The following is a 20,655-nucleotide window of genomic DNA, read 5'->3' as shown; positions in this document are numbered from 1 at the left end:
AACCTACGCGATCGGCAGCTTCTTCGGACGGGCGGTCTTGAACCACCAGCCGATGAGCACTTGAGTGATGATGATGGCGGTGAACACCGAGGTGAACACGCCGATCGAGAGCGTCCAGGCGAAGCCCTTGATGGGCCCGGACCCGAAGCCGAACATGATCCCGGCCGAGATCAGGCTGGTGATGTTGGCGTCCATGATCGAGACCATGGCCCGTCGGAAGCCGGTGTCGGCCGCCGACATCGGGGCTCGCCCTCCCGCCGCCTCGTCGCGCATCCGCTCGTAGATCAGCACGTTGGCGTCGACCGCCACCGCCAGGGTCAGGATCAGGCCGGCGATGCCGGGGAAGGTCAGGGTGGCCTGGGTGAACGACATGATGCCGATGATCATCAGCACGTTGACGATCAGGGCCAGGGCCGCGAACACCCCGAACAGCCCGTAGGCCAGGATGATGAACACGAACATCGCCGCAGCCCCGATGGCCAGCGAGATGGTGCCGGCCCGCACGGCGTCGGCGCCGAGTTCGGCCCCGACCGTGCGCTGTTCCTCGAGGTTCAGCTTGGCCGGCAGGGCGCCCGAGCGCAGCAGCAGGGCCAGCTCGTTGGCGCTTTCCGGCGTGAAGTTGCCGGTGATGATGCCCGAGCCGCCCGGGATCGGGCCGTTGATGCGCGGATCGGTGATGTACTTGCCGTCGAGCACGATGGCGAAGCGCTTGCCGACGTTGCGGGCCGTGGCGTCGCCGAACTTGCGGGCCCCCGAGCCGCCGAAGCGGAAGGCGACCACGGCCTGGCCGCTCTGGCTGTCGAAGGTCTGGCTGGCGTCGACCAGGTCCTCGCCGGTCACCAGGGCGCGCTTGGCCACCGGGATCGGCGGGGCGCCGACCTGGGCGCCGGGGATGACCACGACGCCGGGCGGGATGCGGCCGGCGGCCATGTCCTCGGCCGAGACCGTCTCGTCGACCATCTGAAAGGTCAGCTTGGCGGTCTGGCCGATCACCTTGCGCAGCCGCTCGGGATCGCTTTCGCCGGCCGCCTGGATGACGATCCGGTTGTTGCCCTGGCGGGTGATGGTCGGTTCCTTGGTGCCCAGGGCGTCGATCCGGCGGCGGATGGTCTCGATCGACTGGCTGACGGCCTTGGCGGCGTCGGCGTTGGCGGCCTCGGGCACGAAGCTCAGCTCCAGCCGGCCGTCGCCCTTGTTGCTGATCGTGGTGTCGCGGCCGTTGAGCGAGCCCTGCAGCGGCCCGCCCACCGAGCGGCGCAGCAGGCTGACCGCCTGGTCCACCTTGCCCGGGTCGGTGATCCGCACCCGCACGATCCCCCCGGCCTCGCCCAGTTCGCTGAACGGGATCTGGTCGTTGCGCAGCGAGGTCCGCACGTCCTCGACCATGTTGGTCAGGCGTTCGGCCCGCAGGGCGTCGGTGTCGACCTCGTAGAGCAGGTAGGACCCGCCCTGCAGGTCCAGGCCCAGGTTCAGCTTCTGGTGGGGAACCCAGCCGGGAAGCGCGTCGAGCGTCCTCTGCGGCAGCAGGTTCGGCAGGGTGAAGACGATGCCGAAGATCACCGACAGGATGACGGCGGTGACTTTCCAGCGGGAGAGGGTCAGCATGGATTACAGGCTCTAGACGACGCCCTGGGGCGCCCCGTGTTCAGCGGTGTCGGAAAATCAGCTCTTGGGGTCGTTGGCCGGAGCCGGTTCGCCCTTGGCGCGGATCTCGGCGATCATGCTCTTGACGACCTTGACGGTGACGCCCTGGGCGATCTCGACGCCGACCTCGGTCTCCTCGACCCGGACGACCTTGCCCAGCATGCCGTTCGACAGCACGACATTGTCGCCGCGCTTGACGGCGGCGATCGCCGCGGCGTGCGCCTTGGCCCGCTGCTGTTGCGGCCGGATCAGCATGAAATAGAACAGCACGACCATCAGCAGGATGGGCGCGAATTGGATCAGTTGGGCTTGAAGGCCGGCGGGCATGGTGACTCCACGAATCCTGGCTGGCGAAGCTTCCCGGATGGGGGCCCGCCAAGTCGGCGGAAGCTATGCGTTCACCTCCCCTTTTGCAATGACGCCGCGGCAGGGTTAGGACGCAGGCCATGAACGACGCCGCCATCGCCCATCTCGCCCGCATCGCCGACGCCCTGGAACGCCTGGCGCCGCCCGCCCCGGCCGCGCCCGCCTTCGACGCCGCGCGGCTGTTCCGACATGAACCGGGTGGCGGAGGCTTCGTTCCCGCCCCCGACTATCCGATGGCCCTGGACCTGCTGATCGGCGTCGACCGGCAGAAGGACCGCTTCGTCGAGAACCTGCGCCGCTTCGCCCTCGGCCTGCCCTGCAACCACGTGCTGCTGTGGGGCGTGCGCGGCACCGGCAAGAGCTCGCTGACCAAGGCCGCTTTCATGGTGCTGGCCGCCGAATACCCGGCCCTGAAGCTGGTCGAGGTCGATCGCGACGAGGTCACCGCCCTGCCCCCGCTCTTTGATGTGCTGCGCGCCCGGTCGGAGCGCTTCGTCGTGCTGTGCGACGACCTGTCGTTCGAGGACGGGGCGGCGGCCGCCAAGGCCCTGAAGTCGGCGCTGGAGGGCGGCGTGGCCGGGCCGCCGGAGAACGTGCTGTTCGTGGCCACCTCCAACCGCCGCCACCTGATGCCGCGCGACCATGTCGAGACTCAAGGCGCCATCGCCGCCGCCGAGAACGCCGAGGAGGAGATGAGCGTCTCCGACCGCTTCGGCCTGTGGATCGGCTTCCCGCCCATGGACCAGCCGACCTATCTGGCGGCTATCCACGGCTATGCCGCCCGGTTCGGCCTGGAGGTGGAGAACCTCGACCGCCGCGCCCTGCAATGGTCGCAGCTGCGCGGGGCCCGCTCGGGCCGGGTGGCCTGGCAGTTCATCCGTGACCTGGCCGGGGAGTTGGGTGTGAGCTTGCCGAGTTAGGGCGTTCGACGTTTATCGGTGATTCCGCGCCCCCCCTTCACCAACAACTCGTCATCCCGGGCCTTGTGCCCGGGACCCATCCATCCGCCGCAAGGGCGGTGGTGTGGCGCGCAAGCGCGCCATTTTTGCTTCACCGTCAGCTGAACCATGGGTCCCGGGCACAAGGCCCGGGATGACGGTGAAGGAGGATAAACGGCTCTTGGGTTGGGCAGCTCAGCGGGCGAATGCCGTAACCGCCCTCACCCGCCCGCCGAGCGCAGCGCCCGCAGCTGCGGGCGGCTGAGGCGGGAGCGCACCTCGTCCTGGACGTCCATCCGGCAGGCCCGGGCCGACCAGCGGTCGAGCGACTCCTGGCGGATGCGCGCGGCGCACACCGCCTCGCCGGCCGCGTCGATGCGGGCCTTGAAGATCCGGGCGTCCTCGGTTCTCGACAGGTCCAGGTCGCCGACCCGGATGCTGGCCAACGGCGCCGGGCGGGCCGTCCGCGGCGCGGCCTCGGCCTGGCTGAGCCCCACCGCCGGAACCGCCGCCAGGGCCAGAACCGCGATCGTCGAAAGCCTGGCGATGAAGCTTGCCATGTCGATCTCCCCTGTCGTCGAGACGCCGTTCGCGCCTTGATCTTCGAAGGGATACCGACAGGACGGTCACAACACCCGTTACGGCTGCGTCATGACCTCGAATTCACAGAATGAAGAGACCGTAATCTTCTACTGTGTTGAAGAGCCCAGGCTCGCTTCCTTGACCAGCGGCCTTTCCAGGGCCTGGTAGACCAGGGTGCGGCTGGTGGCGTCGAGGCCCGAGCCCACCCCGCCCAGGCGCTGGATCATGCCGATGAAGAACAGGTCGTTGGCCGGGTCGATCCAGAACCAGGTGCCGGCGCTGCCGCCCCAGCTGATCGTGCCCGGCCCGACCGGCGCGCCCGAGGCCGCCGGATCGACGGCGACGGCGACGTCGAGGCCATAGCCCATGCCGGCCGCGAACGGGAACGGCTTCTGGTCGGGCCGCAGCACCCCGGCGGTGCCGTTGGTGGTCAGCTGGAAATTGGCCGGCAAGTGGTTGAACCGCATCAGGGCCACGGTCTGCGGCTCCAGGATCCGCACTCCGTCCAGCTCGCCGCCGTTGAGGATCATCTGGGCGAAGCGGGCGAAGTCGCCGGCGGTCGACAAAAGGCCCCCGCCCCCGGACGGCGCGGCCGGCGGCCGGGTGACGTCGCGCCAGGGTCCCTCCGAGGCCGGGACCAGCTTGCTGGTGGCCGGATCGGCGTCATAGACCGCGGCCAGGCGCGGCAACTTTTCCGACGGGGCCCAGAAGGCGGTGTCCTTCATGCCCAACGGCGCGAAGATCCGCTCCTCCATGAACACCGGCAGCGACTGGCCCGACAGCTTCTCGACGATATAGCCCTGGATGTCGGCGGCGACGCTGTAGCGCCAGACTGTGCCCGGCTGGGCGTACATCGGCAGGACGGCGATCTTCTGGACCATCTGCTGCAGCGAATCCGACTGCAGCACCCCGGCCCGGTAATAGGCCTGGTCGGCCTGGCTGCCCGGATCGTCGGCGATGCCATAGGCGAAGCCGGCGGTGTGGGTCATCAGCTCGCGCATGGTCGGCGGCCGCGTCGCCGGCGTCAGGATCGGTCGCCCCTCGGCGTCGACGCCCGCGGCGATGCGCAGGTTGGCGAACTCCGGCACGTACTTGGTGACCGGGTCGTCCAGCTTCCACTTGCCCTCCTGGTAGAGGATCAGCATCGCCACCCCGGTGACCGGCTTGGTTTCCGAGCGGATGCGGAAGATGGCGTCGGCCGGCATCGGCTCGCCGCTCTCCAGGCTGCGCTTGCCGAAGGCGTTCAGCGCCACCACCCGGCCGTGGCGGCCCAGCAGGGTGACGCCGCCGGCGATCTGGCCCTGGTCGACCAGGGCCTGCAGGGTCTCGTCCAGCTTCTTCAGCTTCTGGACCGAGAACCCCACCGCCTCGGGCCGGGCGCGCGGCAGCGGCGCGGCGGCGACCGAGCCGGCGGCGGTGAGCCCGAGCAGCGCAGCCAGGGCCCCGGAAGCTCTGCGAACCAGGCTCATGCTCCCTTCCCCCTGGAGGGGGGAAGGGCCGGGGATGGGGGTGGAAGCGCGTCAGGATAGGGCGAAGACGCAGCAGCTTCCGCCGGCGGCGCCACCCCCACCCCTGCCCCTCCCCCCTCCAGGGGGAGGGAAAAGCGCGCGACCGCCCGTCCCATCATTTCGGCCTGAACCGCTTGGACGTCGGGAAGCCCTTGGGCGACAGCTTGCCGGCCCCGGCCCGCTTGCCGACCCAGTCGCGCCACTCGACCCAGTCGCGGCGGCGGCCGGCGGTGTCGATCCAGAACGCCCCGGTCTCGGCGTTGAACGAGATGGCGTCGCGCAGCCCGCCCTCGCGATAGGCCTGCAGCTTGACGCCCTTGCCGCGCGGCATCTCCGGCAGCTCCTCCAGCGGGAAGATCAGGATCTTGCCGTTGTCGCCGACCACCGCGATCTGGTCGCCGACGGCCTCCAGGCAGAAGGCCGCCCCGGCCGCGTCAACCGTCAGCACCTGCTTGCCCGCCTTGCGGTTGGCCAGGGCCTCTTCCTCCGGCAGCAGGAAGCCGTAGCCCAGCTTCGACGCCAGGAAGCGCTTGCGCCCGGCCTTGTAGGGGAAGACGTCGATGATCTTCACCTTGTCGTCCAGCTCGATCATCATCCGCACCGGCTCGCCATGACCGCGGGCCGACGGCAGGTTGGCGCAGGGCAGCGTGAAGAACCGGCCGTCGCTGGTGAACAGCAGCAGCTTGTCGGTGGTCTCGGCCGGGACCAGGAAGCCCAGCTTGTCGCCTTCCTTGAACTTCAGCTCCGACGGATCGTCGACCTTGCCCTTGGCGGCGCGGATCCAGCCGCGTTCCGACAGGATGACGGTGATCGGCTCGCGCACGATCATCGCCTCCATGGCCGCCTCGGCGTCGACCAGCGGGGCGTCCTCGAACACCGAGCGGCCGATCACCCCGGTGGGACGCGGCTTGTCGTGCGGATGCTTGATCTTGACCAGCACGGCGCGCACCTGGCGCAGGCCTGCGCCGACCAGGTCCCACTGCTTCTTGTCGCTGGCCAGCATGGCCAGGATGCCGTCGCGCTCCTCCACCAGTTCGGCGTGCTCGCGGCGGATCTCCATCTCCTCCAGCTTGGCCAATTGGCGCAGGCGGGTGTTGAGGATGGCGTCGGCCTGCAGCTCGCTGAGGGCGAAGGTCTCGATCAGCTTCTTCTTCGGCTCGTCCTCGTAGCGGACGATGCGGATCACCTCGTCAAGATTGAGGTAGGCGATCAGCAGGCCATCGAGGATGTGCAGCCGAGCCTCGATCTTGCTCAGGCGGTTGCGGGCCCGGCGGGTCAGCACGTCGCGGCGGTGGGCCAGGAAGGCGATCAGCGCCTGCTTGATGCCCATCACCCCCGGGGTGCCGCGGGCGTCCAGCACGTTGATATTGACCGGGAAGCGGCTTTCCAGGGCCGAGAGCTTGAACAGGCTCTCCATCAGCACTTCGGGCTCGACGTTCTTGGACTTCGGCTCCAGCACCAGCCGGATGTCCTCGGCGCTCTCGTCGCGCACGTCGCCCAGCAGGGCGGCCTTCTTGCTGTCGATCAGGTCGGCCAGCTGCTCGACCAGGTCCGACTTCTTGACCTGGTAGGGGATCTCGGTGACGACGATCTGGTAGGTGCCGCGACCGGTGTCCTCCTTCTCCCACTTGGCCCGGGTGCGCACGCCGCCGCGGCCGGTCTCGTAGGTCTCCAGCAGGCTCTCGCGCGATTCGACGATCACGCCGCCGGTCGGGAAGTCCGGACCCGGCACCCGCTCAAGGATGTCGGCCGTGGTCGCCTCGGGTCGGCTGAGCAGCAGCAGGCAGGCGTCGATCAGCTCGGCCGGATTGTGCGGCGGGATCGAGGTGGCCATGCCCACGGCGATGCCCGACGAGCCGTTGGCCAGCAGGTTCGGGAAACCCGACGGCAGGACCACCGGCTCCTCGTCCTGGCCGTCATAGGACGGCTTGAAGTCGACCGCGTCCTCGTCGATGCCGTCCAGCAGCAGCATGGCCGCGGCGGTCATCTTGCACTCGGTGTAGCGCATGGCGGCGGGGTTATCGCCGTCGATGTTGCCGAAATTGCCCTGGCCGTCGACCAGCGGCACCCGCTGGGCGAAGTCCTGGGCCAGGCGGACCAGGGCGTCGTAGATCGACTGGTCGCCGTGCGGGTGGAAGTTGCCCATCACCTCGCCGACCACCTTGGCGCACTTGCGCGCGGCGCCTTCGGGGTTGAGGCGCATGTTGTTCATCGCGTGCAGCACGCGGCGGTGCACGGGCTTCAAGCCATCGCGCACGTCGGGCAGGGCCCGCGAGCCGATCGTCGACAGCGCATAGGCCAGGTAGCGCTTGGACAGCGCCTCGCTCAGCGGCTCGTCGAGAATGCGATCGCCGTCGCCGGGACCGCCAGGGGGGAGGACTGGTTTGTTCATCGGGGAGATTCGTTACGCGTGAACCCCACCCTAGCCAATCCCGCGCGGCAAATCCTCCCTTCATGCGACAAAAGGAGAACGCTGAGCGCATGGGCGCCTTTTCCTTCACCGCCGTCTTCCCGGCGAAGGCCGGGGACCCAGATTCATCCTGGGCCGCTCGTGGGTTTCACCTGGACCCCGGCCTTCGCCGGGGAAACGGAACGCGGTGTGGTTCCAAAGATAGAGAAGAAGTCTAGACCTTCGCCAACCGCGGATCGCCCGCCTCGATCGCCAGCTCCATGCGCGTGGTCAGGGCGCCGTCGCGGCGGGTGACGGCGTCCAGGACCTTGAACTCGGTGACCCAGCGCCCCGGCGTCACGTCGCAGATCGCATAGCCCCGCTGGCTGTTGTTGAACTTCAGCTGCGGGTTGGCGGCCTGGATCTTCGCGAACTCGGGGGTCTGGTCGACGCCGTCGCCGCCCGAGGTGATCGAGGTGGTGACGAACTCGACAGCGATCGGCCGGGCCTCGGGATGGGCGCCGTCCAGCTGCAGCTCGCCGGCGAAGTGCTGGTGCTCGTCGCCAGTCAGCACCACGACATTGGCGACCTTGCGGTCGCGGATCTGCCTGAGCAGGCGGCCCCGCGGCGTGCGATAGCCGGCCCAGCTGTCGGTGTTGACCACCACGTCCGGCCCCGGATCGCGGTCGAGGTCCATCATCATCACCTGCTGGGCGATGACGTTCCAGGTCGCCTTGGAGGCGGTCAGCCCCCCGACAAGCCAGGCCTCCTGCTTGGCGCCCATCATCTCGGCGTCCGGGCGGTCGAGGGTCGAGCAGACCACCTGTTTGTCGCCGCACGGCTGGTCGCTGCGATACTGGCGGGTGTCGAGCAGGTTCAGCTCCAGCAACCGGCCCCAGGCGGCCCGGCGATAGATCTGGATCGCCGTCCCGACCGGGAAACTGCCCGCCCGCAGCGGCATGTGCTCGTAATAGGCCTGGGCGGCGGCCTGGCGGCGCAGGTTGAACAGCTTGGGGTCCGTGCCGTCCTGGTCGATGTCGCCGGCCCAGTTGTTGTCGGTCTCGTGATCGTCCCAGACCACGAACCACGGGGCGGCCGCGTGGGCGGCCTGCAGGTCGGCGTCCATCTTGTACTGGGCGTAGCGGCGGCGGTAGTCGTCGAGGCTGTAGATCTCGCCGCCGAAGTGCTGGCGGACGTTCTCGCGCGGGCCGTCGGCGCCGTTGGAGATCCGATTGCCGCGGCCCTCATAGATATAGTCGCCGTAGTGGAAGACGAAGTCGGGATTGTCCTGGGCCAGCTTGCGATAGGCGGTGTAGTAGCCGGCTTCGTAATGCTGGCAGCCGGCGACGGCGAAGCGCGCATGGTCCACGGCGGCTCCGGCGGCCGGAGCGGTGCGGGCCCGGCCGACGCCGCTACGCTCCTTGCCGGCCGTGAAGCGGTACCAATAGTCCCGCCCGGCCTCCAGGCCCGACACTTCCACATGGACGGCGTGGCCCAGTTCGGGCGGGGCGACGGCGGTCCCCTTGGCGACCACGGTCTTGAAGCCGCGATCGGCTGCCACTTCCCAGGCGACCTCGACCGGGGCCATGGGCATGCCGTAGCCGATCTCGAACGGCGCCGGCGCCAGGCGGGTCCAGATCACGAAGCCGTCCGGCCAGGGGTCGCCCGAGGCCACGCCCAGCTGGAACGGATACTGGGCGAACACCGCCTGGGCGAAGGCCTGGCCCGTCGCCAGCGGGATCGACAGGGCGGTGACGGCGCTGGCCCCGACGGTCTTGAGCAAACGGCGGCGGCTGAGGGCGTAGCGGTCGAGGACGAGCGACATGGCGGGACTCCACTGGGGTCCCTGCCCGATAGCGTCGCAGTGTGACGGTTCGTCCGGCCTACCCTCTACCCGCTCATCCCGGCGAATGCCGGGACCCAGATCCCACAGCGGGGTGGATGGTTGGACGGGCTCCGCGCTCCTGGCGTCAGCCTCAAAGCCATTCCATCTGGGTCCCGGCATTCGCCGGGATGAGCGGTATATTTAAAGCCGCCCCGCTTCGCCCAGCCGGTCCAGCAGCCACACCCGGGCTGGGGGCAGCGGCCGGTTCAGGGGATGGAACACGAACTGCTCGAGGAAGTGGCCGGTGATGTCGAGCCCGGCCTTGACGTCGCCCGGCCCCAGCCCGCCCTGGGCCGACAGCATGAACGGCGGCAGGGGCAGCAGCTTGTCGTGATAGGGCGCGCCCGCCGCCCGGCTGACCGCCCGGCCGGTGCGCGGGCTGACATAGACCAGGTCGTCGAGCGATCCCGTGGCGGCGCAGCGGGACAGATCCAGGCCAAAGCCCAGGTCCTGCAGCAGCCCGGCCTCGAACCGCACATAGACGGCCGGCCAGATGTCGGGAACGGCCAGGGCGGCGATCAGGGCGTCCAGGGCGTGGAAGGCGCCCGGATGCGGCTCGCGCTCCGGCAGGGCCCCCGCCGCGACGGCGGCGGCGGCGGACAGTCCGGACAGGGCCAGGGGCTCGTCGAACAGCGACGAGGGCCCCTCGCCCATCGGCTCCAGGGTCGCTGCGCCCAGCTGGTCGTTCATCCGGGCCCGGTAGCGGGCGATCACCCGCGCCCCGGCCTGCAGGAACGGCTTCATCCGCCGCGAGGCCGCGCCCGAGACATGGGCGGCGTACTTGCCGCGGTCCTGGGTCAGCAGCTCGACAATCGCCCCGGTCTCGCCGTGGGCCCGCGCCGACAGCACGAAGGCCTCGTCTTCCCATTCCATTTCAGGCCGCTCCGACGGAGAGCGCGCGGCGGCGGCGGGCGGCGGTCACGAGCAAGGGCATGTCCTGTCCATACGACGCCGGCGGCCGGGCGCCGACCCTGAAAAAGACGCGACACCCCAGGATGGGCGAGTCGGCTTGCTCGCCAAATCCGCGACTGCTAGCCAAGGGGGTCGGGAAAGCTTGAGCGGGGGCCAACAGATGATGGAAGAATCGCTGATCGCGTCGCGGGTGTTCGGCCGCAAGCTGGAGAAGCCGCCGATCACCTGGCCGGCCTTCGCGGTCACGGCGGTGATCGGGGTCGCGGTGACCGTGGGCTACAGCGTCGGCTTTCTGGGCCTGCTGGACGGGCCGCTGGACATCTCCAACCTGATCAACACGCGGTTCGTCTACAGCATCGTTCCCTGCGCCCTGATCAGCCTGACCCTGTGGGCCCTGCTCTATTTCGGCTTCGTGCGCTGGCGCAACGCCACCCTGGGGCCGACCTATTTCAACAGCCTGGCGATCATCGTCTTCGCCACCTCGCTGCTGGCCCCGCTGGGCCTGCACGGCGTGCGGTCGGTGGAGCGCCAGGTCGCCGAGGCCAAGGCGCGGCGGGAATGGAACCAGGTGCCGGCCCTGAAAGGCGAGCTGGCGACGATCGCCCGCGACGCTCGCAGCGCCGACCTGGCCGCCTGGAACGCCATCGCGTCCGAGATCCGCGAGGCCGACCTCGCCCTGGACATGAGCCCCTCGACCCTGGCTTCCCAGGCGATCGTCGATGCGCGGCGAGCCCGGATCGGCAAGGCGTCGAAGGACCTGAAGACCTATCAACGCGCCTATGGCCAGCGCCTGGACCAGACCCAGGCGGCCGTGACCGCGGCCCTGGCCCGCAACAAGGCCCCGCCCCTGGTCATGGCCCGGGTCAAGCCGCTGCTCGACGAGGACACCCGCAACGCCCGGGCGGCGCGCGAGCGCACCTACGCCGTGCGCCAACTGGCCTATGACGAGGCCCTTGAGGCGCTCGACATCCTGGCGGCGGCGCGGGGAACCTGGAAGTCCGACGGCCAGCGCCTGCTGTTCTATCGCGAGGGCGTCCTCGACCGGCTGCTGCCCGAGGTCCGGCAGGCGGCCCAGGCCCAGTACCGGCTGCGCTATATCAGCGACAAGGCCTCCTCGCCGATGCTGTGGTCGCGGCCGCCGCCGGGCGTGTAGGAAATCTCAGTCCCGACGCGCCGCCGCGATGCGAGCCCGGGCGATCTCGTCGGCGACCAGGTTGGCCGGGCGCTGGTCGATCAGCGAGTGGTCGAGCACCTCGCCCAGGGTCTGGGCCAGGCGGTCGAGCTTGGCGGCCACCCAGGGCGGGTCGAAGGCCGTCCCGGCCTCCAGGGCGCGGATCTCGCCGGCCACATTGATGATGCCGCCGCCGTTGATGACATAGTCGGGGGCGTAGAGGATGCCGCGCTCGAACACCGCCTGGCCGATCGTGGCGTCAGCCAGCTGGTTGTTGGCCCCGCCGGCGATCACCTTGACCTTCAGGCGCGGCAGGGTGGTGGTCGAGATCGCCCCGCCCAGGGCGCAGGGGGCGAAGACGTCGGCCTCGACGTCGAAGATGGCGTCGGTCGGCACGATCTGCGCGCCGGTCGCCGCCGCCACCTCGGCCAGGGCCTGCTCATTGACGTCGGCGATGACCAGCCGGGCGCCGGCCGCATGCAGCTTCTGGGCCAGGTAGGCGCCGACATGGCCGACGCCCTGGATGGCCACGGTGACGCCGTCGAGGTCGCGGTTCAGGGCCCGCTGCACGCACAGCCGCACGCCGCGGAACACCCCCTCGGCGGTGACCGGCGACGGATCGCCCGAGGCGGCCGCGTGGCCTTCCAGGCCGGCGACATAGCGGGTGGTCCTGCGGGTCGAGACCAGGTCGGCGGGCGAGACCCCGACGTCCTCGGCGGTCCAGTACCGGCCGGCCAGGCTGTCGACGGCGCGGCCGAAGGCCTCGAACAGTTCGGGGGTCTTCTGGCTGCGGGCGTCGCCGATGATCACCGCCTTGCCGCCGCCGAAGTCGAGGTCGGCCATGGCGTTCTTGTACGACATGCCGCGCGACAGCCGCAGGGCGTCGGTCACGGCGGCGCTGGCGCTGGAATAGTCCCACATCCGGCAGCCGCCGGCGGCCGGACCGCGGGCGGTGGAGTGGACGGCGATGATCGACTTGAGGCCGGTTTTTTCATCAAAGAACGCGTGTACGCCTTCGTGCCCCTCGAAATCGGGGGAATCGAACAAGGTCATGCCGTCGGTCTCGCCTCTGCCTGAAAGATTGCACCGGGGTGTACGCTCACCCGGTTCGGCTCACAAGGCCCGGCCTTGCCGCACCGCCAACCTCCGCTCATCCCGGCGAATGCCGGGACCCAGATCCTATGGCGTTGAGGATGACTGGACGGGCTCAGTGTTCTTGGCGTCAGCCCCAGAGCCATTCCATCTGGGTCCCGGCATTCGCCGGGATGAGCGGATTATTATTGGCCCGAAAGCCCCGAGCGCACGACGTTCGGCGCCGTCGGGGCCCCGGGGATCGGCGGGGCGCCGGAGGGCAGGTCCGACAGCGGGTCCTTGAGGAAGGCGGCGGCGTCGCGCCAGACGACTTGCGCCTGCTTGTCGATCAGCAACAGGTGCCAGCCGTTGGCGTAATAGGCCGAGCGGTCGTCGGGCTTGAGCCGCCGGGCCGCCTCCATGGTCGGTTCCTTGGGGATGATCTGGTCGTTGGCCCCGTAGAAATAGGCGACCGGGACCTGGACCTTGCCGAGCGACGACCAGGCCTTCTCCATCAGCCCGACCAGGCCGTAGAGGGTGTCGGACCGCGCGCCCCAGATCATCAGCGGGTCGCGGCCCATGCGGCGCAGCTCGTCGATATTGTCGGTGGGCTGCACGTTCTTGACCAGCCATTCCGGCGGCTTGACCACCCAGCCGCGGGCGGTGTGGGCGGTGATCCACAGGCTGGTCTTGTAGGGCAGCGGCTGGTTCGACCAGCCCCAGACGGCCGGAGCGAACAGCAGGACGCTGTCGGCGGCGGGCGGCCGCTCCGAGGTCATGGCGGCGATGGCCAGGGCCCCGCCCATGCTCTCGCCGGCCAGGGCGACCTTGGCGTCGGGATGGGCCTCCCGCACCAGGGCGACGGCGGTGCGCACGTCCTCGACCACCAGCTCGACCGGCGCCCAGACCCCGCGGTTGGGCGAGCGGCCGAAGCCGCGGATGTCGATGGCGTAGGTGGCGATCCCCTGGCTGGCCCAGAACGGACCGGCTAGGTGGAAGGCGTTGGAATAGTCGTTCATGCCATGCAGGGCGACGATCACGTGGGTGACCGGCTGGCCCTGCGGCAGCCAGCGCATCAGGCCCAGCCGGGCGCTGTCGAAGCTGACCAGGCCGTCCTCTTCCAGGCGCGGACCGCGAAAGCCCAGCGCGCCCAGGCCCGGGCGCTGGGTGACGGGAGCGCAGGCGGCCAGGCCGGCGGCGCTGGCGGCACAGGCAAGGAGGCTCCGGCGATTCATCGCCCCAGAATGCCCGCCACACGGCGGCGAAGATAGGGCGCGACCTCGGCCTCGAACCACGGGTTACGCTTGAGCCAGGCGGTGTTGCGCCACGAGGGATGCGGCAGGGGCAGGACCCCGGCCTCCAGATAGTCGCGCCAGGCGGCGACGGTGTCGGTCATGCTTGCCTTCATGCGAGACCCCAACGCCCAGGCCTGGGCATGGCTCCCGACCAGCAGGGTCAGCTCGACCTTCGGCAGGGCCGCCAGCAGCTGCGGCCGCCACAGGGCCGCGCAGCGGGCCGGCGGCGGATAATCGCCGCCCTTGGGGTCTGTGCCTGGAAAGCAGAAGGCCATGGCCGCCACGCCGATCTCGTCGCGGCCGTAGAAGGTCTCGCGGTCGATCCCCATCCAGGCCCGCAGCCGCTGGCCCGACGGGTCGTTGAACGGCAGGCCGGTCTCGTGCACCAGCCGCCCCGGCGCCTGGCCGCAGATCAGCAGCCGCGTCCCGGCGCCGACCCGCACCACCGGCCGCGGCGCGTGCGGCAGGTAGGGCGCGCAGGCCCGGCAGGCGCGGATGTCGGCGAGAAGGGCGTCCAGCGGCATGGCGGTGGAGTTAAGGGCTGGCCGGGGGAAGGCAAGCGCGAGCATGGCGGGCGGCGCGGCCCCTAACCGCCCAGCACGCGCTTCTCCACCTTCACCAGGGCCGCGAACGACGGGCGGGCCAGGATGGCGTCGGCATAGGCCTTGGCCCTGGGCCAGGGCGACAGGTCGTAGTTCAGATGGCCGAGATTGACGAACGGGCTGGCCACGGCGATGTCGGCCAGGGTCAGGCGGTCCTCCAGCAGGAAACCGGTCTCGGGAACCACCCGTTCCAGATAGTCGAGCACCGGCGGGATCGCCGCCTCGGCCTTGGCCATGATGGCCGCGTCGCCGTCCATGCCCATGAAACGCGGAGCGACGATGCGGTTGAAGAACAGCGGCCCGGCCGCCGCGACGACGATGGTGTCGGCATATTCCTCGAACCAGATCGCCCGGGCCCGGTTCCTGGGGTCCAGCGGGATCAGGTTCGGCTCGGGGTGCAGCGCCTCCAGATAGGTGATGATCGCCGTGGAGTCGGAGATCTGAAAGTCGCCGTCCTCGAAGGCCGGCATCTTGCGGAAAGGGCTGCAGGCCAGAAAGGCGGGGTCGGGCGCGCCGGGGGGCGAGACCTTGTTCTGCAGGGCCAGGCCCTTCTCGGCCCCGAACACCAGGGTCTTGCGGACGAACGGCGAGAGCGACGAGCCGTGGACGATCATGGTGGGGTCCCCCTTATGAGCCTTGCTCATAGGTCCACCGATCCGGCCCTGGTTTCAAGCCACGGCGGCGCTCTAGCCCTCGCCGCCTTCGGCCGCGTCCTCGAAGCTGGTCGGGTCGCCCTCCATCCGCAGGCGCAGGCGGTAGACGCCGCGGAACTGCTCGGGATTCACCGGCTTGTTGTGGCGCAGGATGACGATCCCGCCCTCGCGGGCCAGCTCGATGGCGTTGGTCCGCACATGGCCCAGCAGGCGCTGCCAGCGTTCGGGCTCGATGGCCTTGGCGACCGACATCGGGTCGATGGACTTGCCGGCCGGAACGGCGGCCAACTGCGAAAGGATGGTGTCTTTAATCGGGGAGGTCATGGCCGGAGGGATGCCACGGATTTGTCAGCAGCGCGAGCGCGGCCGCTTGCGTCGCCGCCCGCCCCGCCCTAGCTGCATCCTCAAAGACAACGCAAGTGAACGGGGCGAGGGCGGCGTGATGGACGGCGGCAACGAGATCTGGGACGGGCCCAAGCTGGTCACCGAGGGCGAATGGGCCGGCTGGCGGACCTGGGCGGGCATGGACGCCTTCGAGGACCAGGCCGGGCCGTTCTACTTCCAGGAGCAGGACGGCGTCGTCCGCTGCGCCTTCCGGGCCGAGGCCCGCCACATGAACGGCGGCGGCTTCATGCACGGCGGCTGCATGATGACCTTCGCCGACTATTCGCTGTTCGCCATCGGCTGGAAGCATCTGGAGGGCGTGCGCGCCGTCACCGTCAGCCTGAACGGCGAGTTCCTGGGCCCGGCCAGGCCCGGCGACCTGGTGGAGTCGACCGGTGAGGTGACCAAGGCCGGCGGCTCGCTGCTGTTCGTGCGCGGCCTGCTCTCGACCGGCGGCGCGCCGATGCTGAACTTCTCGGGGGTGATCAAGAAGATCCGCGCGCGGTGACCCGCTAAGCCCTTCCCCCGTTGGCATGAAGAGGCTTCTCGGATTTGCGTGACCCGCCGTAGTCACCCCCATCCCCGGCCCTTCCCCCATCGAGGGGGAAGGGAGAAGAAGAGAGTTACAGCCCGAACCAGCCGCGGGGCATCAGGCCGATCAGCGAGCCGGTCAGGCAGGTGGCCAGGAAGCCGGCCATCATCGCCTTCCAGACCAGGCCCAGCACCTCCTGTCGGCGCTGGGGCACCAGCACCGAGAAGCCGGCGACGTTCATGCCCACCGAGCCGATGTTGGCGAAGCCGCACAGGGCGTAGGTCATGATGATCCGGGTGCGCGGGTCGAGCAGCTCGGGGCCGGTCTTGGCCATCTGGATGAAGGCGGTGAACTCGGTCAGGATCAGCTTGACGCCCAGCAGGCCGCCGGCGCTGCCGGCTTCCTTCCACGGCACGCCCATGGTCCAGGCCAGGGGCGCGAAGATCACCCCCAGGATGCGGGCGATGCTCAGATGCTCGCCGCCGACCATCGGCAGGGCGAACAGGATCTTGTCGACCATGGTGGCCAGGGCGATGAACACGATCAGGGTGGCGCCGACGTTCAAAGCGATCTGCAGGCCGTCGGTGGTGCCCTTCATCACCGCGTCGATCGAGCTGCCATAGGTCTTGTCCTCGGCGGCCAGGTCGAGGTCGTCGGACTTCTCGCTGGGATCGCCGGGCACCATGATCCGGGCCAGCAGCACCCCGGCCGGGGCCGAGATCAGCGAGGCGGCCAGCACGTGGGCGGCGGCGTTGGGCAGCACGTCATGCAGGATGGTGGCGTAGGCGACCATGGTCGAGCCGGACACGCAGGCCATGCCGACCGCGATCAGCATGAACAGTTCCGAGCGGGTCAGGCGCTCCAGATAGGCGCGGATGAAGATCGGCCCCTCGATCTGGCCCATGAAGATGGTGGCGGCGGTGGCCAGGGCGGGCGGGCCGCGCAGGCCCAGGGTCTTCTGGAACAGGAAGCCCAGGCCCTTGGCCAGCCACTTGAGGATGCCCCAGTGCCACAGCAGGGCCGACAGGGCGCAGACCACCAGGATCACCGGCATGACCCGGAAGGCGAACAGGAAGCCGGCCCCTGGATTGGTCTCGGCATAGGGCGGCGTGGTGCCCGACAGGTAGCCGAACACGAAATTGGTCCCCGCCTGGGTCGAGGAGGCCAGGCCCTCGACCGCGCCGTTGACGCCCTGCAGGGCGTTGCGGGTGGCGGGCAGCTTGAACAGCACGAAGACCAGGACGAGTTGGATGGCGATGGCGCAGACGGCCAGCAGCCACGGGAAGCGCTTGCGGTTCTCGGAGACGAGCCAGCAAAGGCCGAGGATCAGCGCCACGCCCGACAGGGCTTGGACGTTCTCGGGAAGAAAGATCAAGGTGGAGGAACCTTACGATGAGGCGACGCCCCCGCGACGCCGACCAAGCGGCCAAAAGACTACGACTAGGGGCGCGGGCGCAAGCGCTATGCGGGATTGTGGCGTCGCCATGGTCGAACCCGCCGCATCCGGGGCGCCCCTGGGCGGTTTGATCCCTTCGGCCAAGACCGCGGAACCCCGACGCCAGGACGCCGGGGTTCCGCGGCCGGATCAGGCCGCGATGCTGACCGACCCCGTCGCGGTCGTCGCCTGGGCGCTGGCCAGCTGGGTCAGCAGCTTCTGCATCAGGTCCGACGCCAGGCTGGAGGCGCCGCCGGTCGAGGCGGCGGCGGTCGTCGACTGGGCGTCCTTGAGCATGGCGGTGAACTCGTCGCCCGACAGGCTGCCGTCGCCGTCGGAATCGGCGCCGCTGGTCAGGCCCTGGGCGGCCGTGGCGGCGTCGCTGCCCTGGGTGTCGGCGGCGGCCAGTTCGGCGGCCGAGACCACGCCGTCCCTGTTGGTGTCGAGCGCCTCGAACACCCCGCTCGTCCCGCTCGCCCCGCCGGACGTGGCTTGACCGTCGCCCGACGGCGGGGGACCGCCCGGCGGCGGGCCGTGGGGCGGCCGGCTGGCCTGGGCCAGGGCGGCGAACTCGTCGCCCGACACGCTGCCGTCGCCGTCGGCGTCGGCGTCCAACACCAGCGTACTCACCGCCGAGGAGACGTCGGCGGAGTCGCCCAGGGCCTTGGTCAAGGCTGTGGTCAGCTCGTCGGTCGACAGGGCGCCGTCGGCGTCGGTGTCCAGGGTCTGGAAAATCCCCTGCCCCGCTTGAGAGGATTCCTGGGTCGAGAGCAGCGACGACAAGGTTTCAGGGCCGAAACCTTCGCCGCTGGAACCCGGCCCGCCCATCGGCGGCGGCGGCGGGCGCTTGCCGTCGACGGCCGGCAAATCCTGCCCGGCGGCGGCGTCGCCGGACGATGAGGTTCCGCTGACGGACGGACTGGTGGAACTGCGCATCGACTGCAGCAACTGCTGCATGATCGAGGAACTGCTCAGGCTTGAGACGCTCAAGACGGTTTCTCCTTTGATCTTCGGGCGGCGCAAGCGGCGCGGCCAGGGCGCGCCGGGGTCCGACGCACTTGAAGGCCTGCGAAAAACATTCCACATTTCAATCTGTTGCGGAGCCTCCCGGATGTTGCCGGGAGGATACAAGATCCGGGTTTCCGGCAACCTTTGGCGGGATGGCTCCGGGCTTCGCCGCGTCCAGTTTCGCCCGCCCGGCGCCGTCGGCGTGCGCAAATCGTCACGCGCGGAGCGTGTATCGCTCGCCTAACGGCGATTTAACTTGGCCGGTCGATCATCGGGCGTCATTGCTGCAACCATCGATTGGGGAGCATGTCGGACAAATGTCGCTGGCCTTGGCCACTCTGCTGTACGAATGGCGTCGCTACATGGCGGCCGTGGTCGCCCTGGCGTTCTCGGGTCTGCTGGTTCTGGCCCAGGTCGGCATCTTCGTCGGCATCGGCAAGGGCTTCACCGCCCAGATCGACCGGGCCCGGGCCGACATCATGGTGCTGGGCCCCGGCGCCAAGGCGCTGTTCGGCGGCCCCGCGGGCCTGCCCCGCCGGATGATCCCCCTGGTCTACACCCATCCGGAGGTGCTGCAGGTGGCCCCGCTCGACGGCTCCGGCGGCCGCTTCCAGAACATCCTGTCGCCCGAGGAGCAGGCCAAGGCCGACGCCCGCGCCAAGCAGGGAGGCAAGGGCGGCGGCGGCGGCGGACGCAAGAGCGAGTTCGTCAATGTCACGGTGATCGACGCGATCCCCGGCTATGTCACCGTGCCGACCGACTATACCGACGCCATGATCGAGGCCCTGCGCCAGCCCTATGCGGTGGCCGTCGACCAGACCGCCCTCAAGCGCCTGGGCGTCAAGAAGGGCGACAAGGCCCTCTACAACGGCAAGACCATCACCATCGGGGTGGTGACCACCGGCTATCCCAACATCATCCAGCCCACCCTGGTGATGTCGCGCGACACCCTGCGGATGCTCGGCGAGGCCGACACCGGCCAGCGGGTCGGCCCGCTGATGGTGCAGATCCGCGACCCGGCCCGGGCCGAGATCGTCGCCGCCCAGCTGAACAAGAAGGGCGACGGCAAGTTCCGCGCCTGGACGCGGCAGGAGCTGGCCGACGCCAATTCCGGGGCCATGCTCGACGACCAGATCATCGGCATCATCCTGGGCTTCTCGGCCTTTCTGGGCCTGCTGATCGGCGTGGTGATCACCTGGCAGACCCTGCGCGGGGCGATCATGGCCAATATCAAGGAGTTCGCCTCTCTGCGGGCCCTGGGCGTCTCGATCGGCAACCTGCGCAACATCGTCATGGAGCTGAGCTTCTGGGTGGGGATCGTCGGCGTGGCCGCCTCGGCCCTGCTGACCTGGCTGGTGTCGCTGGCGGCGACCGCCGGCGGGGTGCCGATGTCGTTCCCGCCGGTGCTGGTGGTGGTGGTGGCGGTGTTCCTGATCGTCATCTCCATGCTGTCCGGCTTCCTGTCGCTGGGCGTCCTGAAGAACAGCCAACCCGCGGACCTGCTGCGATGAACGCTCCCGTCACGATCAAGAGCCTCGGCGCCTTCACCCACGGCGAAAGCGCCCTGACCGCCAAGGGCCTGGTCAAGCGCTTCAAGACCGGCCGAACCTATATCGAGGTGCTCAAGGGCGTGGACTTCGACGCCAAGCACGGCGACGTGACCATGGTCATGGGCCCGTCGGGGTCCGGCAAGTCGACCCTGGTGGCGGCGCTGTCGGGCCTGCTGCGCCCCGACGAAGGCAAGGTGGCGGCCCTGGAGGCCAAGGACCTCTGGAAGCTGTCGCCCGGCAAGATCGACAAGTTCCGCCTCGACCATTGCGGCTTCATCTTCCAGGGCTTCAACCTGTTCCCCGCCCTGACCGCCAAGCAGCAGGTGATGACCGCCCTGAAGTACCAGGGCGTCGGTCCCGGCGAATGCGCCCGCCGCGCCCAGGCGGCGCTGGAGGAGGTGGGCCTGGGCCCGCGCGTCAACCAGCGGCCGTCCGAGCTGTCGGGCGGCGAGAAGCAGCGCGTCGCCATCGCCCGGGCCATGGCCAAGAACCCCAACCTGATCTTCGCGGATGAGCCAACCTCCGCGCTTGACGGGAAAAGCGGCCAGATCGTCATCGGCCTGCTGCGCCGCGCCGCCACCGAGCGGGGCGCGGCGGTGATCTGCGTCACCCACGACCCGCGGCTCGAAGCCTATGCCGACCGCGTCATCCACATCGAAGACGGCCGCATCCTGGACGACGTGCGTAGAACGCCCGACGCCAATCCCGCGCCGCTCAGCCACTGATTTTG

Annotated in this window: 20 protein-coding genes; 6 read left to right on the top strand and 14 right to left on the bottom strand. The window is 69.6% G+C overall.

All coding sequences use genetic code 11. From position 1 onward, the window contains the following. Window positions 1-3: 3 nt before the first annotated feature. Window positions 4-1,605, bottom strand: a complete 1,602-nt coding sequence (secD, locus tag ACIPQB_RS08145; protein WP_446484697.1) for a protein translocase subunit SecD — start codon at window positions 1,603-1,605, stop codon at window positions 4-6. Between the two features lie 57 nt (window positions 1,606-1,662). Then, on the bottom strand, window positions 1,663-1,971 hold the full coding sequence (gene yajC / locus ACIPQB_RS08140; RefSeq protein ID WP_446484696.1) for a preprotein translocase subunit YajC: 309 nt from the start codon (window positions 1,969-1,971) through the stop codon (window positions 1,663-1,665). 119 nt (window positions 1,972-2,090) lie between these two features. Between yajC and ACIPQB_RS08135 the strand changes: the two genes are divergently transcribed. After that, window positions 2,091-2,930, top strand: coding sequence for an ATP-binding protein (locus tag ACIPQB_RS08135; RefSeq protein WP_446484695.1), 840 nt, complete (start codon window positions 2,091-2,093; stop codon window positions 2,928-2,930). Window positions 2,931-3,169: 239 nt separating this feature from the next. Here the strand turns inward: ACIPQB_RS08135 and ACIPQB_RS08130 are convergent, their stop codons facing one another. The 5 genes from ACIPQB_RS08130 to recO form a co-directional block, all read right to left on the bottom strand. Next, window positions 3,170-3,508, bottom strand: coding sequence for a UrcA family protein (locus ACIPQB_RS08130; protein ID WP_446484694.1), 339 nt, complete (start codon window positions 3,506-3,508; stop codon window positions 3,170-3,172). 129 nt (window positions 3,509-3,637) lie between these two features. Further along, a complete protein-coding gene (locus ACIPQB_RS08125) occupies window positions 3,638-4,999 on the bottom strand; it encodes a serine hydrolase domain-containing protein (protein WP_446484693.1) in 1,362 nt (453 codons plus the stop codon). Between the two features lie 154 nt (window positions 5,000-5,153). Then, on the bottom strand, window positions 5,154-7,430 hold the full coding sequence (parC, locus tag ACIPQB_RS08120; protein ID WP_446484692.1) for a DNA topoisomerase IV subunit A: 2,277 nt from the start codon (window positions 7,428-7,430) through the stop codon (window positions 5,154-5,156). 232 nt (window positions 7,431-7,662) lie between these two features. After that, the gene (locus tag ACIPQB_RS08115; RefSeq protein WP_446484691.1) at window positions 7,663-9,252 is read right to left on the bottom strand and encodes an alkaline phosphatase D family protein; all 1,590 of its coding nucleotides are present in this window, start codon (window positions 9,250-9,252) and stop codon (window positions 7,663-7,665) included. Window positions 9,253-9,453: 201 nt separating this feature from the next. After that, the gene (recO, locus tag ACIPQB_RS08110; RefSeq protein WP_446484690.1) at window positions 9,454-10,185 is read right to left on the bottom strand and encodes a DNA repair protein RecO; all 732 of its coding nucleotides are present in this window, start codon (window positions 10,183-10,185) and stop codon (window positions 9,454-9,456) included. A gap of 199 nt (window positions 10,186-10,384) precedes the next feature. Between recO and ACIPQB_RS08105 the strand changes: the two genes are divergently transcribed. Next, complete coding sequence (locus ACIPQB_RS08105) at window positions 10,385-11,377, top strand: hypothetical protein (RefSeq protein ID WP_446484689.1); 993 nt, start codon at window positions 10,385-10,387, stop codon at window positions 11,375-11,377. A gap of 6 nt (window positions 11,378-11,383) precedes the next feature. Here the strand turns inward: ACIPQB_RS08105 and ACIPQB_RS08100 are convergent, their stop codons facing one another. From ACIPQB_RS08100 to ACIPQB_RS08080, 5 genes are all read right to left on the bottom strand, one after another. Next, window positions 11,384-12,448, bottom strand: a complete 1,065-nt coding sequence (locus tag ACIPQB_RS08100) for a Leu/Phe/Val dehydrogenase (protein WP_446484688.1) — start codon at window positions 12,446-12,448, stop codon at window positions 11,384-11,386. Window positions 12,449-12,672: 224 nt separating this feature from the next. Next, a complete protein-coding gene (locus ACIPQB_RS08095) occupies window positions 12,673-13,701 on the bottom strand; it encodes an alpha/beta hydrolase (RefSeq protein ID WP_446484687.1) in 1,029 nt (342 codons plus the stop codon). Next, window positions 13,698-14,285: a uracil-DNA glycosylase family protein gene (locus ACIPQB_RS08090; protein WP_446484742.1), complete on the bottom strand. Its 588-nt coding sequence runs from the start codon at window positions 14,283-14,285 to the stop codon at window positions 13,698-13,700. The genes ACIPQB_RS08095 and ACIPQB_RS08090 overlap by 4 nt, the downstream gene beginning before the upstream one ends. Before the next feature lie 62 nt (window positions 14,286-14,347). Continuing rightward, window positions 14,348-15,007, bottom strand: a complete 660-nt coding sequence (locus ACIPQB_RS08085; protein ID WP_446484686.1) for a glutathione S-transferase family protein — start codon at window positions 15,005-15,007, stop codon at window positions 14,348-14,350. 42 nt (window positions 15,008-15,049) lie between these two features. Beyond that, a complete protein-coding gene (locus ACIPQB_RS08080; RefSeq protein ID WP_446484685.1) occupies window positions 15,050-15,340 on the bottom strand; it encodes a DUF3253 domain-containing protein in 291 nt (96 codons plus the stop codon). Window positions 15,341-15,458: 118 nt separating this feature from the next. Here ACIPQB_RS08080 and ACIPQB_RS08075 point away from each other — a divergent pair, with 118 nt between their 5' ends. Continuing rightward, window positions 15,459-15,908 (top strand): PaaI family thioesterase, encoded by a 450-nt coding sequence (locus ACIPQB_RS08075; protein WP_446484684.1) that lies wholly within the window; start codon window positions 15,459-15,461, stop codon window positions 15,906-15,908. A 115-nt stretch (window positions 15,909-16,023) separates the two neighbouring features. Here the strand turns inward: ACIPQB_RS08075 and ACIPQB_RS08070 are convergent, their stop codons facing one another. Both ACIPQB_RS08070 and ACIPQB_RS08065 read right to left on the bottom strand, forming a co-directional pair. Then, complete coding sequence (locus ACIPQB_RS08070; protein ID WP_446484741.1) at window positions 16,024-17,304, bottom strand: NupC/NupG family nucleoside CNT transporter; 1,281 nt, start codon at window positions 17,302-17,304, stop codon at window positions 16,024-16,026. 213 nt (window positions 17,305-17,517) lie between these two features. Next, window positions 17,518-18,357: an EF-hand domain-containing protein gene (locus tag ACIPQB_RS08065; protein ID WP_446484683.1), complete on the bottom strand. Its 840-nt coding sequence runs from the start codon at window positions 18,355-18,357 to the stop codon at window positions 17,518-17,520. Here ACIPQB_RS08065 and ACIPQB_RS08060 point away from each other — a divergent pair. From ACIPQB_RS08060 to ACIPQB_RS08050, 3 genes are all read left to right on the top strand, one after another. After that, entirely contained in the window at window positions 18,323-18,619 is a 297-nt protein-coding gene (locus tag ACIPQB_RS08060; protein ID WP_446484682.1) for a hypothetical protein, read from the top strand. The two genes, ACIPQB_RS08065 and ACIPQB_RS08060, sit on opposite strands and share 35 nt — an antisense overlap. A gap of 73 nt (window positions 18,620-18,692) precedes the next feature. Then, window positions 18,693-19,886, top strand: coding sequence for an ABC transporter permease (locus ACIPQB_RS08055; RefSeq protein WP_446484681.1), 1,194 nt, complete (start codon window positions 18,693-18,695; stop codon window positions 19,884-19,886). Beyond that, window positions 19,883-20,650 (top strand): ABC transporter ATP-binding protein, encoded by a 768-nt coding sequence (locus ACIPQB_RS08050; protein ID WP_446484680.1) that lies wholly within the window; start codon window positions 19,883-19,885, stop codon window positions 20,648-20,650. Before ACIPQB_RS08055 ends, ACIPQB_RS08050 begins: the two co-directional genes overlap by 4 nt. Window positions 20,651-20,655 lie beyond the last annotated feature (5 nt).

The sequence above is a fragment of the Caulobacter sp. LARHSG274 genome, assembly GCF_052871235.1.
This window is presented reverse-complemented; position numbering and strand designations above follow the sequence as displayed.